10 protein-coding genes are annotated in these 13776 nt (G+C 58.4%); 3 read left to right on the forward strand and 7 right to left on the reverse strand.

Annotated elements, in window-relative coordinates:
- Positions 1–1407, reverse strand: a complete 1407-nt coding sequence (locus AC0Z4S_RS16685) for an NAD(P)/FAD-dependent oxidoreductase (RefSeq protein WP_485623799.1) — start codon at positions 1405–1407, stop codon at positions 1–3.
- A 52-nt stretch (positions 1408–1459) separates the two neighbouring features.
- Positions 1460–2272 carry a helix-turn-helix domain-containing protein gene (locus AC0Z4S_RS16690; protein WP_485623800.1) on the reverse strand — a complete coding sequence of 271 codons (813 nt, stop codon included), beginning with the start codon at positions 2270–2272 and terminating at the stop codon, positions 1460–1462.
- 265 nt (positions 2273–2537) lie between these two features.
- Here AC0Z4S_RS16690 and AC0Z4S_RS16695 point away from each other — a divergent pair, with 265 nt between their 5' ends.
- Positions 2538–2810, forward strand: coding sequence for a DUF1652 domain-containing protein (locus tag AC0Z4S_RS16695; protein WP_041480416.1), 273 nt, complete (start codon positions 2538–2540; stop codon positions 2808–2810).
- Positions 2811–2859: 49 nt separating this feature from the next.
- Here AC0Z4S_RS16695 and AC0Z4S_RS16700 read toward each other — a convergent pair whose 3' ends face one another.
- On the reverse strand, positions 2860–5334 hold the full coding sequence (locus AC0Z4S_RS16700) for a UvrD-helicase domain-containing protein (RefSeq protein WP_485623801.1): 2475 nt from the start codon (positions 5332–5334) through the stop codon (positions 2860–2862).
- 258 nt (positions 5335–5592) lie between these two features.
- On the opposite strand from AC0Z4S_RS16700, the gene AC0Z4S_RS16705 reads away from it, so the two are divergent.
- Positions 5593–6288, forward strand: a complete 696-nt coding sequence (locus tag AC0Z4S_RS16705; RefSeq protein WP_485623802.1) for a pirin family protein — start codon at positions 5593–5595, stop codon at positions 6286–6288.
- Between the two features lie 54 nt (positions 6289–6342).
- Here the strand turns inward: AC0Z4S_RS16705 and pgm are convergent, their stop codons facing one another.
- The 4 genes from pgm to AC0Z4S_RS16725 all read right to left on the reverse strand — a co-directional run bounded on the left by pgm (position 6343) and on the right by AC0Z4S_RS16725 (position 12586).
- Entirely contained in the window at positions 6343–7989 is a 1647-nt protein-coding gene (gene pgm, locus AC0Z4S_RS16710) for a phosphoglucomutase (alpha-D-glucose-1,6-bisphosphate-dependent) (protein WP_485623803.1), read from the reverse strand.
- Positions 7990–8097: 108 nt separating this feature from the next.
- Positions 8098–9498: an aminotransferase-like domain-containing protein gene (locus AC0Z4S_RS16715; protein ID WP_485623804.1), complete on the reverse strand. Its 1401-nt coding sequence runs from the start codon at positions 9496–9498 to the stop codon at positions 8098–8100.
- A gap of 49 nt (positions 9499–9547) precedes the next feature.
- Positions 9548–11014, reverse strand: a complete 1467-nt coding sequence (locus AC0Z4S_RS16720) for a hypothetical protein (RefSeq protein WP_485623805.1) — start codon at positions 11012–11014, stop codon at positions 9548–9550.
- A 549-nt stretch (positions 11015–11563) separates the two neighbouring features.
- Positions 11564–12586 (reverse strand): zinc-dependent alcohol dehydrogenase family protein, encoded by a 1023-nt coding sequence (locus AC0Z4S_RS16725; protein ID WP_471877751.1) that lies wholly within the window; start codon positions 12584–12586, stop codon positions 11564–11566.
- A 270-nt stretch (positions 12587–12856) separates the two neighbouring features.
- On the opposite strand from AC0Z4S_RS16725, the gene AC0Z4S_RS16730 reads away from it, so the two are divergent.
- Positions 12857–13771, forward strand: coding sequence for a LysR family transcriptional regulator (locus tag AC0Z4S_RS16730; protein WP_225926638.1), 915 nt, complete (start codon positions 12857–12859; stop codon positions 13769–13771).
- Positions 13772–13776 lie beyond the last annotated feature (5 nt).

The following is a 13776-nucleotide window of genomic DNA, read 5'->3' on the forward strand; positions in this document are numbered from 1 at the left end:
TTAGTGCATGAAACCTTCCATGAAGCCGGCGACCCGGCTGGCCAACTTTCGTCGCCAGGGTGCGGTGGCCGGGTTGGCCAGGGTCTGGTCTTCATGCACGAAACTTTTGATGATCGCGTTGTAGCCCAGCCAGCGGCACGGCTCCGGCTCCCAGGCGCGCAGCGCATGAATGCCGCCATCGGGCAGGACCCACGGTTGCCGGGTCAGTTCGCTGTCGCGCTCGAGAATCAGATCGGCCAGGGTACGTCCGCCGAGGTTGCTGGCACCGACGCCCTCCCCGCCGTAACCGCCCGACAGCGCGATGCCATTGGCACGGTCGCAGAGCATGTGCGGCTTGAAGTGCCGCGACATGCCGAGGTTGCCGCCCCAGGCGTGGGTGATCTGTACGCTTTTCAGTTGCGGAAACAGTTCGCCGAGCAGGTAGCGGCGCAGCTCGACCTCGTCGCGGGTCAGGTTGAAATCATGGCGCAGCTTACCGGCGAATTGATAACCGCCACGGGCGCCGAAAATCAGGCGGTTGTCGGCACTGCGCTGGCCGTAAGTGACCTGCCGGCTGAATTCACTGAAGGCCTGCCCGCGATTGAGGCCGATTTCGTCCCAGGTCGCAGCGGACAGCGGTTCGGTGGCGACGATCAGACTTTGCACCGGCAACTGATAGCGGCCCAGCGGCGGCAACGTCACCGAATAACCTTCCACGGCCGGGACGATCCAGCGGCCGCGCACGCTGGCCCTGGCGGTGCGCAAACTGCCGGACTGCCAGTGGGTCACCGGACTGTTTTCGTAGATTTTCACCCCCATGTTCTGCACGGTCCGCGCCAGACCTCGCACCAGTTTCGCCGGGTGAATGGTCGCAACGTGTGGCGCGAAAATGCCGCCATAGGGTTTTGCCACACGAATCTGCTGAGCCAGTTGCTCGGGGCTGAGCCAGCGGTAATCGTCGTCCGTCAGGCCTTGAGCGTGCAGCTTGCTCAGGTAATCGCGCAGAACGGTCTCCTGTTCTGGATAGCGCGCAGCACAGTAAAGCACCCCGCCCTTGCGGTAATCGCAGTCGATGCCTTCGCGTTCGAGGACGATTTCTACCTCATCAGGGATGCTGTGCAGCAGATCGTATGAAGCCCGGCGTTGTTCTGGCGACAATCCTGCCAGCAAGCGATCCTCGCCGAGCAGGTTGCCCATCAGCCAGCCGCCATTACGGCCGGACGCACCGAATCCGGCGGTTTGCGCCTCGATGATGGCGATATCCAGGCCGGGCGCGTGTTTCTTCAGGTAGTACGCCGTCCACAGTCCGGTGTAACCGGCGCCGATGATTGCCACGTCGACGTCCAGATCCCGCTCCAGCGCAGGCCGCGCCAGCAGCGGCTCTTCAAGCTGGTCCATCCACAAACTGATCGTGCGCCACGCCGACATGCCAGACTCCGCCACTGAAAACTTTCGATGGCGTCGATCCTAGTGGTTGCCTTCAGTGGCTGTCTTGCGCGCGTGCCCGCAGAGAAATTTGCCTGGCGTAGGCCTTGGGTGACTGGCCGGTGTGTTCGCGGAAGCATTTATAGAATGCCGACAACGAGTTGAAGCCAGCGGCATAGGCCAGCTCGTCGACGCGCAACGGTGGCGTGGCGCTGTCCAGTGCGCGCATCAGATGTTGCAGGCGCGCCTGATTGACGTAGCGATAGAAGCTCTGCCCCAGCACTTGGTTGAGCAGATAGGAAATCTGGTTGCGGCTGTACCCGCACTCCTTCGCCACCCGCTGCAGGTCAAGCTCAGGATCCAGGTAGGGTTGCTGCTTTTCGAAATACTGCTGCAAGTCTTCAGCCATGAAACTCAGTTGCCGCGGTGACAGACCGAGACGACTGACCGCAGGACGGCTCGGCGCTGAGCTGCCGTCGGTTTGGGTACGCACCAGCGAGGCGTACTCGTTGACGCGCCAGATCAAACCGTCCTTGACCGTGATCGCTTCGCTGGAACGGAACGACACCAGGCCATCGCCACCGCGCAAAGTCACCTCGTACTGAATGAACGCGGTGTTGCCGTCCACCCGGATGCGGTCGCAATGTTCGAGCAGTTCGTCGGATTCTCGCGGCATGCTCACACGCACGTATTCGCGCAACTCGTCCAGAGCAAGCACGCGATTCTGAAAGAAATCGTTGTACTGGATATCGGCGTGATAAAGCGCCATGACGCTGTCCAGATCCCGGTGTTTCCAGCTCAGGTGATAGCGCATGACCGTGGCGGCCGTGGCCTGGGTCTGTTCTGGGCCGTCGTCATCGGCGTGCATAAGCGGCTCGGCGAAAAAGAACCGAGCTTGCCCAAGTTCCTCTGCCGCTTCAATGAAAAATCCATGGTGGCGTTTTGGCGATAATCGACGAGCCAGTGACTTACATCAAAAAATGCGAATCAATCGCTAAACGGACTGAAAAAACTCACAGTTTTTTCACACACGGATGCTACTTTTAAAGCTCAAGCACCGGTTGAGCCAATGACGGCTCTTCCCACCTAACATGAGCAAAAGGAAGCGCTCGATGAAGCAGGCGGGCAACACCATGAACAAAGGATTCAGCAAAGTCACCTTTCCCAACGCCTGCCAGCTGATGCGCTGGCATTTTCATCCCATGGGATTCGAGGCGACGATGGATGCGCCGGGCAGCCTGATCGCCCGTCTGTTCGATCGCGCCAGCGGCGAAACCATGATCGCCATCGCCGGCATTCCGTGTGCGACAGTGATGAACGCGGCGGATGTCGAGCGCATCATCGAAGCCATTGAGGATGAGCTGGAAGCCTTCACTCCTCCGGAATCTCTCAAGAATTACGCATAACCAGCTGATTTAAAACAAAAAGCCCGCAGTGATGCGGGCTTTTTATTGATCAGGCGCTGGCCTTTTCGCTTCGATGATCGATAAAGAATGGCCTGCCCTTGGCGACGCGGTCCGAGGCTCTCGGCATGTTCACAGCTTGGGGTTCTTGCGGTTCGACGTACCAGTAGCAATGGCTGACCGCCCTGGTGATGCCCACGTAGGCCAGACGCAGGATTTCATCTTTTTGCGCACTGTCGTACGGCTCGCTGTCGCCGGTTTTGCCCAGTCCGGCCATGCGGTAGACCTGATTCTTGTAGGGCGAACTGGTCAAGTGCTGGCAATCGCCAAGCAGGAACACTGCATCAGCCTGCAAGCCCTTGGCACTGTGATAGGTCAGTTGTTTCAGCCGTCGCGCTTCGTAAGGCAAGCTCGAATCTACATTAACTACCGGCTGAATATGCTGCTCTATCAATAACTTATCGCTGCTTTTTCGATAGAGCATCAAGATCGAATCGCCCCGGCGGTAATGTTCGGCCAATCTTTGACCCAACGCCTCGTCATTCCGCTCGAGCACGTTGACCGGCTGCAATGGTTTGGGCTCACCACTGGCCCTGGCCTTCTTGCCTGGGATGGCCGGCGCTGCGCGGACAATGTGCTCGGCGGCATCGATAATGTGTTGATGACTGCGGTAGTTGTCACTGAGCATCACCCGCGTGGTGCTCGGCGACGGAAACTCCTTGTTGAACTCCATGAAGTAGCTCGGCGAACTGCCGCGCCAGCCGTAAATGGACTGCCAGTCATCGCCGACGCACAACAGCGACGAACGCTGCGCACCGCGCCCGACGTGCATGGCCGGGCCACGGCTGCGGATTTCGTTGAGGCTGGCGCGAATCCACGAAACGATCTGCGGCGAAACGTCCTGAAACTCGTCGATCATCAAGTGCGACATCGGTCGCAGCAGCTCATCGCTGAGCAACTTGAGGTTTTCCGGTGAGTGCTCGCTGAACAGGGCGAACATGCGATTGTAGGTCATCACGGGCGGTTTCTGGTCCAGCAAGTGATCTTCGAACGCGCGCCAGAACAGGCTCAAGGCTTCGAAGAAAAACCGATCGGGATCGTCCTTGGCAAAGCTCATGCGACTGACCGCGTCCGGTACATCCAGGCCAAGGTTTTCGATAAAACCTGCCGCGCCGACAAAACAATCGAGCAGCGGCGCCGATGCCAACTCGCCCTTAACCTTGTAGTCGAAGCCAGGGCCGGCGCTGGCATCGCCAGCCAAGGTCGCCAGAACACGCTTCGAAGCTTCGTAACTATCCAGCCATATCAATGGCTTACGGCAGAAAGCTTGAAACAGGGTGCGCTTGACTGCCCATTCTGCACGGACACTCAGTTTGGCGTTTGGCCGACTTAGCTGGGCGTTTTCCCTGGAATCAAAGCCGAGCACCACCCAGGCATCGAGGCTCGGGATGTAGCCGTGACAGTGGAACGTCGAGCCGTTGATCTCGAACGTTTGCCGACTGGGTTCAATCCCCTTTATGGGCCACGCCCCCGCGCGAAACCACAGATCCTCAATGACATCGCACAGTTCTTCATCGCGCTTGGCCGCAAGCTCGGTGACCGCCATGCGTTTCTGCACATCGGGATGATCGCGTTCCAGCTCCTTCAATTGCAGTCCGGCGCGGGACAGCGGCTGGATCAACTGGCGGAAACGCTCATCTTCATTGAACAAGCGGTGATAGCAGGCATTAAGTTGCTGTCGCTGCGCGTCATTGATGCGCAGGTCAAACGGGTTGCTGTCGATCTCCTCTGCGCTGCTTTGCGGGCGATCGCTGAGATTTTCGAAGGCCTGCAAACGCTCGAAACCCGGCAGGCTACGGATCATCGGCAGAATGCGCGAGTGGAACGTTCGCACCAGTTCGCGGGCCTGCTTGAGATTCAGCGGCTGGCCCCACAGCGTAAAGATTTCGATGAGTTTGTTGATGAAGTCCTTGCGCGACTCACGGGTGAAGGTCACCACCGTCATCGAGTCCAGCTCGAAACCCAAATAGTGGCTGAGCAAGAGAATGCGCAGCACCAACGTGGTCGATTTGCCTGCACCGGCACCGGCCACCACCGAAGTTGACGGTGTATCGCTGAAGATCATCTTCCATTGCGCGGCGCTGGGCTGGGCGTGCGCCGGGAGCAAACGGGCGACATCCGTCTTGATGCGTTTTTTCAGCTCAGCCGTAAGCGGCAAGCGCCAGTCATCAAACAGGTTGTTATCGATGCTGGGCGGGCGATGCTCGGTGTTGCGACTGTCGCGAATCAACAGGACCTGGCGGCCTTCTTCCAACCCCTCGAGCTTGCCTTCCCTGAAGCCGTATTCGACGCCAGCGGTGTGCCCGCTGCGAAAGCCGTCAGCCTGACCGTGCAGCCAGGAGGCGCGGTGCTGGGCACGCAATTTGGTCAGGCCGTGACCGAAGAAACGCGCGGCGAGGCGCTTGAACCAAGGCATCTCAGCCAGTGGTCGAAGTTCAGGAGGAAGATCGGGGGTGTGTTGCGCCACGCTGACGGACTCCAGGGTGTGAGGCTGTGGCGGCTATGGTGTCTGGATTTGCCGCTCAGTTCTAGCGAAATGCTTACAGGTCATCGGTTTAGGCGACGAATTGAAAGTTGGATGAAATGATTTCGACGCGCAATCCCATCTAATAACCTGATCATGATGCGGCAGTTTTTGCGCTTTTTATCGATGATTGCCTGATAGATGATCGTCGTCATCAACCACGGGGCCCGCCCCCTGACGAACCTAATCAAGGAGACGATCATGCTTGAACTCAGACCCTTCAGCTCGCTGGGCGGCGCCCATCATGGCTGGCTGGACGCGCATCACCACTTTTCCTTTGCCGAATACTACGACCCGCAGCGGATGAACTGGGGCAATCTGCGTGTATGGAACGATGACATCATCGCCGCAGGCACCGGTTTCCCGCAGCATCCGCACCGCGATATGGAAATCATCACCTACGTACGTGAAGGCGCGATCACTCACCAGGACAACCTGGGCAACAAGGGCCGTACCGAAGCCGGCGACGTACAAGTGATGAGCGCCGGTACCGGCATCGCCCATAGCGAATACAACCTGGAAGACAAGGAAACCAAAATCTTCCAGATCTGGATTCTGCCGACCGAGACCGGTGCACCGCCATCCTGGGGAGCCAAGCCGTTTCCCAAAGGTGAGCGCGAAGGTTTTGTCACACTGGCCAGCGGTAAGGCCGGTGACGATGAGAGCCTGCGCATTCGCGCCAATGCACGTCTGGTTGCAGCGAACATCAAGGCTGGTGAAACCGCTGAATACCGTTTGGACGAGGGACGTCGCGCCTATCTGGTGCCAGCCACCGGAGTGATCGAGGTCAACGGTTTGCGTGCTCAGGCGCGTGACGGTGTGGCAGTGGCTCACGAGCAAGTGCTGACGGTCACCGCGATCGAAGACAGCGAGATCGTACTGGTCGACCTGGCTTGATCTGCAGGCAATAAAAAAGGGCAACCATTCCGGTTGCCCTTTTTCACATGCGCATCATTTGCTGGAAATAGCGCCATCCACCAGGGTTTGCGCTTCGGCCACCAGTTGCTTGAGGTGGTCGTCGCCGATAAAGCTTTCGGCGTAGATCTTGTAGATGTCTTCGGTGCCGGACGGACGTGCTGCGAACCAGCCGTTGTCGGTCATGACTTTCAGGCCGCCGATGGCCTGATCGTTGCCCGGCGCATGGCTGAGAATGCTCTGAATCTTCTCTCCCGCCAACTCGGTCGACGTGACCTGTTCCGGCGACAGCTTGCTCAGCAGTGCCTTCTGCTCAGGATTGGCCTTGGCGTCGACGCGCACCGAGAACGGTTCGCCCAGCTCATCGGTCAACGCGCGGTAGGCCTGGCTTGGATCGCGCCCGGTGCGCGCGGTCATTTCGGCGGCGAGCAAGGCAGGAATCAAACCGTCCTTGTCGGTGCTCCAAACGCCGCCATCCTTACGCAGGAACGAGGCGCCGGCGCTCTCTTCACCGCCGAAACCCAACGAACCGTCGAACAGGCCGTCGGCGAACCACTTGAAGCCCACTGGCACTTCGTACAGGCGACGACCCAGGCGCTTGGCCACGCGGTCGATGAGGCCACTGCTGACCACGGTTTTGCCCACGGCCGCATCGGCGCGCCATTGCGGACGGTTCTGAAACAGGTAATCGATCGCCACCGCCAGATAATTGTTCGGTGCGAGCAAACCGCCGGATGGCGTGACGATGCCGTGGCGGTCGTGATCAGGGTCACAGGCAAACGCCACGTCGAAGCGTTCCTTCAGCCCGATCAGGCCCTGCATGGCGTGGCTGGACGATGGGTCCATGCGGATCTGGCCATCCCAGTCGACGGTCATGAAACGGAATGTGGAGTCGACCTGTTTATTCACCACTTCCAGGTCAAGACGGTAGTGTTCGGCGATGGCCGACCAGTAGCGCACCCCTGCTCCGCCCAGCGGATCGACACCCAGATGCAGCTTGGCGTCGCGGATGGCGTCGAAATCGATGACGTTGATCAGGTCGGCGACATAGGTGTTGAGGTAATCGTGGCGATGGGTCGTGCTGGCCTTGAGCGCTTGCTCGTAGCTGACGCGCTTGACCCCGGCCAGTTTGTTCGCCAGCAGTTCGTTGGCCTTGGCTTCGATCCACTTGGTGATGTGAGTATCGGCCGGGCCACCGTTGGTTGGGTTGTATTTGTAGCCACCGCTTTGTGGCGGGTTGTGCGACGGGGTGATAACGACACCGTCAGCCAGACCGGAGGTACGGCCACGGTTGTAGCAGAGAATGGCATGGGAAATTGCCGGCGTCGGCGTGTACTCATCGCCTTCGGCGATCATCACCGTGACACCGTTGGCGGCGAGCACTTCCAATGCGCTGGCGCCGGCCGGGGTCGACAGTGCATGGGTGTCGATGCCGACAAACAACGGGCCGGTGATGCCCTGGGCTTCGCGGTACAGGCAGATCGCCTGGCTGATGGCCAGAACGTGCCATTCGTTGAAACTCAAATCGAAGGAGCTGCCGCGGTGGCCGGAGGTGCCGAACGCCACTCGCTGAGTAGAAATCGATGCATCAGGCTGGCCGGTGTAATAGGCCGTAACCAGTCGCGGGATGTCGACCAACAGTTCTGCCGGTGCCGGTTTGCCCGCAAAAGGACTGAGTGTCATGCAAAAACCTCTGAAATCGGAGTGGTTCAGGAAATGCTGCGCAGTTTACTGGCAGTTTGACCACTGTGCGACGGGATGTATCCGAAACACGCCCGATGTTTTTTAACATTATCGGCCCGGGGATAAACGCAAGGCATCACCGAGAAGCCCGATAACACATGTCAAATCTCGCTCACCATGGTTCAGCGCGCTTAAACGCAGATGGTCCGCATGCAGGCCTTGCAGACTGAACAACTCACCCGGTGCCACGATGATTTGTTGCTTGAGCAGCCGATGGAACACATTGGCCATGTCGACCGGTCGTATCGAACGCACCCAGACCGTCGCCCCGCTCTGCGGCTCGACAATCTGCAGCGCATCGCCCAAACGCTCGCGCAATACCTGGATTAACTGGGTACGGCGCTCATTGAGCATTCGCCGCAGCAAGGATAGATGCTGGTCAAGCCGCCCACCGCTGAGCAGTCTGGCGATCGCTTTCTGGCGGATTGGCGACAAGCGAAACGCGCGTAACAGGAAATGGCGCTGCAATTCCTGCCGCCAATGTCGCGACAGAACAAAGCCGTATGGCGCCTCTGCACCGATGAATTTCTCGAAGGTGGAAAACACCAGCAGACGATCAGGGTCGAGCCAGTTACGCAGACGTTGTGAATCAGCGCGCTCATCAAACTCGCTGTAACAGTCGTTTTCCAATACCCAGACACCGTATCGATCGAGCATCTTCGCGATTGCCTGCTGTTGATCCTGGGTCAAACTGCTCCCCTGAGGCATGCTCAACACCGAAGACAGGAGGATCAAGCGCACCGGCTCGTTTTCGAGCAGTGACTGCAGTGCTGGAAGGTTGAGCGCGCCTTCAGCCAGTAACGGCCATTCGATCACACGCACACCGGACGATTCGAGCAGGCGCAATATCACCCAGTCACAGGGCGACTCGACAACGACGGCGGCCTGACGCAACTCAAGAACCGAAATCAGGATTTCCAGCACCCCGCGCAGATCAGCACCGATATAGACGTCATCAGCATGCCAGTAATTCGCCGTCGAACAGGTGTACCGGGCAGCCAGGGCAACCCGTAATTCCAGCTCACCACACGGCTGCACCAGCGTTCGAAGCTGGCGGGGGTATTGGCGCAAAAGTTCGCGCTCCAACGTCAACAACGGACTGTCCAACGGTTGTAGTGAAGCCGGTTCGTCGGCGCTCAATACACACATTCCGGGACGTCGCGCGTTGACGTAAACGGTTTCGAGCAGATCACTGCCGCTGCCGGGGGCGTCCATGCTGAAAAGCGCTTGCGCGTAATAACCTGACTTGGCTTTGGAATAGACCCGACCTTCTTTTTCCAGCAGTGAATAAGCGTATTGCACCGTTGAAATGGATACGTTCAGTCGTTCGGACAGTTGTCGCAACGAGGGCATGCGTACTGCTGCGCTGCCGCCCGCATCGTCAATCAGCGTGGTCAGATACCGATAAACTGCCTGGTAAACAAAGTCATTGTCCCGCGCGCCCTTCACACCCTCATTTCCGTAGACATTGGTTCACAATCCAGGCTTTCGCTCACAATCAGCCTTCCGTCGATCGCTCGAACTGCGAGGCCGCATCGGCCTCACCCGAACCTGCATGCTCAGAGGCGTATTCTGCGGGGGCGCAAATCTGGACAGGTCCCATTGCATAGAGACGGTTCACCAGCCTGACCGGCAGACCGCTGACTTCCGTTATCCATTTCAACACCTGCTCCGGCGCGTGCAATCCCTGCATGGCGCGGTGCAGGTCAGGCATCGCGACCAGCATGCCTGGGTGACAGTTGCGCAGGAAGCGTTCGAGGCCTTTGCCACTGTCGATGAACGGTGCGAACAAAAGGCACGCCAATTGCGTTTCGTTCAGACCGAAACCTTCCAGAAGATAATCCTCTGCCATTATCCGCAGTTGCTCTGGCCCGCCGACATTCTCGTAGCTGGACAGCAAATGCGCGCAGATTGGCTCCGCAACCTGTTTTCGGCGCATGTCGGCAAGTGTGTGCTGCACGTAATCGTCTATACCCGCCTCATAGGCGCGACCCTCGATGAACCGTGCGTACAAACCCCTTACGTGCGCCGAGATCAGAGGATCGGCAAAAACCGCTTCGCCTTGATACAACGCCAGATCGTCACTCACATGACCGAGAAATTCGCCAAGTAGCGGCCAGCGATCCTCGGGTTTGCCGACCATCATGTCGTTGATGTCGATAAAACTGGTGCGCCGACAGGCTTCGAATTCGCCCTCCGGGCGCCAGGCCGTCCGCTCATCATCGGGGCGCAGCTCGCGATAGAAATCGTCACCGAGCCCGTCAAGCAGCGGAAAGAGCGCTTCGAATCCGGCGTGTACAACCCCGGGGCCGGCTATCGCCACTCTTTGCATCGCACGGTTCAGACCTTCGAGGAAATGTCGCTGACTGCCCTTGGTTTCCGCGCTGATCATGGCATCGACACCATTGTTCCAGCGGGCGATCTGGCTGTAGTACTCGGCCGTGGCCAGATAGGCGTCGTCCCATAATTCAGGCGTCTCGAGCCATGCGCGACAGTGTCCGACAAGAAGCAGATTGACCCGGCTGGCCTCACGCCCCTCATCGCTGACAGGCGTGCGATGGTCGAATGGCATCACCTCGCGGTTATCCACCATCAGCACTTCGACCCGCGGATCGTCGTAAAGAAACAGTGCGCTGTAGCTGCGATGCAGGTTCTGCAGGACGACCGGGCTGTCGCCATTCCAGCGCAGCGTGGCTACCCGCAACTGGAACGTCGCCGGGGCGCGGCCGGCAATGGTCAATTGCGCGGCCCTGAGCAGGGCCAGTGTGTAGCAGCTGTCACGCAAGCCGGACTGAGGGACCAGCACCTTGAAATGACCTATGTTTTCCATGCCGCCGGCAGCCACCACCAGGCGCTGGATCAACAGCTGCAATGCCGTGCGCTCGGCTCGGGAAAAGAAACTCAGCAAACGCTGCAATACTTGCTGATAGACATAGTTCATTGCCTGATCATGGATCGTGCTCATCGGTATTTACCCGGTATCAAAAGTTTCATGCCACGCAATCAGGACAGTGAGCGCGTGACAATTGGATCAATAAGTAATAGACGCTGAAATGCTAACACTTACAAAGTTGTAGTTATTTGAAACACTTGACCTGAAAAAAGCTCTCCACAGGCCGAGCCGAGCGCTCAACCGCCCGTATTCATTGAGATTTCCTCAGTAGAAAATAATCTGAGGAAACTTCCCACAACGTCCCACGACAATTCATTACAGGAAAAAGAGAAGCAACTTCCGAATTGCCCTACAGCAATTAAACAGAAATTGACGAAGCCGGCAGAACCAGCTGTTTGATATAGCCCAGGACAAATTGAATGCACAGCCATAGCTCATTCCTTGAGATGAAAATAATCATTCAATTATCAGGGCTTATAGTGCGATTAGAAGATACAGATAGAGGGGAAAAACCAGTTCAGTTGCTGAAATGGCCACTGCTGCGCTATCAAGGAAGGTATGTTGGCGCCGCAGGATATAAACAAAAAGAGTCCGTGGGGCCACGGACTCTGATGACCGGGTTTACGCCGGCTCGACTTGCAGTGCCACCCGCTCGCGGCATGGGCATTCGTCCATGTAGCGGTGCGCTTCGACAAACTCGTTGAACTGAAATACACGGGTCTTGAGCGGCAGCAGCACACGGTCAGCGGTCAACTGGTTGATGTCACGCAAGGCACGCTGTAAAGCGACGTGATCCTGGACGATTCCCAGCTCGGGCTTGCCGGTGAAGTTGCCGATGCAGTGGACAAAGAACTGGATGTTCTTCTGGAACGCCGCGCAAGCCGGAAACGGTGTCTGATTGCCACCCTGCAGGCCATACAGCACCAGACTGCCGCGTGGCGCCAGCACATCGCCGAGCAATGACATCTGCGGGCCGCCAAGACCATCGAATACCACATCGACGCCGCGGTTGTCGGTGATCTTGTTGATTCGCATCAACAGATCTTCCTCTTCGGTGACGATTACTTTCTCAGCCCCCAGAGACAACAGATACTCACGTTCCTCGGCCGATTTGGTCGCCGCGATCACTCGCACACCTAATGCTTTGCCCAATTGAACAAACGACGGACCGGCGCAGTGACTGGCATCGGTTACCAGGGCAAATTGCCCGGGCTTGACCCGGGCCAGATCGGCGTAAGCGAAGTAGGCAATCAGCAGCGGCGTGTAATGCACGCTCGCTTCGATCGGGCTGAGCACATCCGGGTAGCGGGTCAGCGCGGTGCGCGGCAGAACGATCGACTCGCCGTACACCGGATAATCGTTCGGACTTTCAGCCGGAAAACTGGCTACCTTGTCGCCGACGGACAGGTCATCGACATCGGCGCCCACCGCAGTGACCACGCCAGCCATTTCATGACCCAGGCCCGATGGCAGACGTGCCTGCGACGACGCCAGATTCTGACGCCACAGGGTGTCGTACCAACTGATGCCGATCGCCTCGACACGCACCTGCACTTCGCCAGGACCTGGCTGAGCAGCCGCATGCTCTTCGCATTTGAGCACCTCGGCCGGACCAAACTTGTGAAAACGGATCGTGCGGGACATCGCAAACCTCGTCAAAGTAACCTCTAATGCCATGAACTCTATCTGGGCTTTTGACCCAAGACCATCAGTGGCTATTAATAGTCGACATGCCTGTCATTGATTCCGCATCACCGGCGGCATTGGCAAAATCCATGAAAAAAGGCCTGCCACCGTCGCAGTAAAGCTTAATTTTCCGGTGCAGAGTACCAGCCTTTCCCCGTAAGATTCATGCCGGCCATTGTTCTCATATGGTCGCCCTCGTCAAGTTTGATGACTCTGCCAGGACTCCAGATGAATCGTAATGACCTGCGTCGTGTCGACCTGAACCTGCTGATCGTGTTCGAAACATTGATGCACGAACGCAGTGTGACTCGGGCCGCGGAAAAGCTTTTCCTCGGCCAACCGGCCATCAGTGCGGCGCTGTCGCGCCTGCGCAGCCTGTTTGACGATCCACTGTTTGTCCGCACCGGCCGCAGCATGGAACCGTCCGCGCGCGCCGTGGAAATCTTCGCCCTGCTCTCGCCTGCCCTCGATTCGATCTCGACCGCGGTCAGTCGTGCCGCCGATTTCGATCCGGCAACCAGCACGTCGGTATTTCGCATTGGTTTGTCGGACGACGTCGAATTCGCCCTGCTGCCGATGCTGCTCAAACGCCTGCGCGCCGAAGCACCGGGCATCGTCCTCGTGGTGCGGCGGGTCAATTACATATTGATGCCGGGCCTGCTGGCCTCCGGCGAGATTTCGATCGGCGTCAGCTACACCACCGATTTGCCGGCCAATGCCAAGCGTAAGGTCCTGCGCCGCAGCGCACCGAAGCTGCTGCGTGCTGACACCGTGCCGGGGCCGTTGAGCCTGGACGACTACTGCGCGCGACCGCACGCGCTGGTGTCGTTTGCTGGTGACTTGAGCGGCTTTGTCGACGAAGAACTGGAAAAACTCGGGCGCAAACGGCACGTGGTGCTGGCGGTGCCGCAGTTCAACGGATTGGGGACGCTGCTGGCGGGCACCGATATTGTCGCGACCGTACCGGATTACACGGCGGACGCACTGACAGCGGCCGGTGGTCTGCGCGCCGAGGATCCACCGCTGCCGACGCGTACCTTCGAACTGCATATGGCGTGGCGAGGGTCGCAGGATAACGACCCGGGAGAGCGGTGGTTACGGTCGCGGATTCAGATGTTTTTTGGCGACCCGGATAGCCTGTAGCAGGA

The sequence above is a fragment of the Pseudomonas sp. 1L-B-1-E-C1 genome, assembly GCF_057291835.1.

Coding starts and splice junctions, on each gene's coding strand:
- AC0Z4S_RS16685 (WP_485623799.1), bottom strand. CDS start 1,407: ATGTCGGCGTGGCGCACGATCAGTTTGTGGATGGACCAGCTTGAAGAG.
- AC0Z4S_RS16690 (WP_485623800.1), bottom strand. CDS start 2,272: ATGCACGCCGATGACGACGGCCCAGAACAGACCCAGGCCACGGCCGCC.
- AC0Z4S_RS16695 (WP_041480416.1), top strand. CDS start 2,538: ATGAACAAAGGATTCAGCAAAGTCACCTTTCCCAACGCCTGCCAGCTG.
- AC0Z4S_RS16705 (WP_485623802.1), top strand. CDS start 5,593: ATGCTTGAACTCAGACCCTTCAGCTCGCTGGGCGGCGCCCATCATGGC.
- pgm (WP_485623803.1), bottom strand. CDS start 7,989: ATGACACTCAGTCCTTTTGCGGGCAAACCGGCACCGGCAGAACTGTTG.
- AC0Z4S_RS16720 (WP_485623805.1), bottom strand. CDS start 11,014: ATGAGCACGATCCATGATCAGGCAATGAACTATGTCTATCAGCAAGTA.
- AC0Z4S_RS16725 (WP_471877751.1), bottom strand. CDS start 12,586: ATGTCCCGCACGATCCGTTTTCACAAGTTTGGTCCGGCCGAGGTGCTC.
- AC0Z4S_RS16730 (WP_225926638.1), top strand. CDS start 12,857: ATGAATCGTAATGACCTGCGTCGTGTCGACCTGAACCTGCTGATCGTG.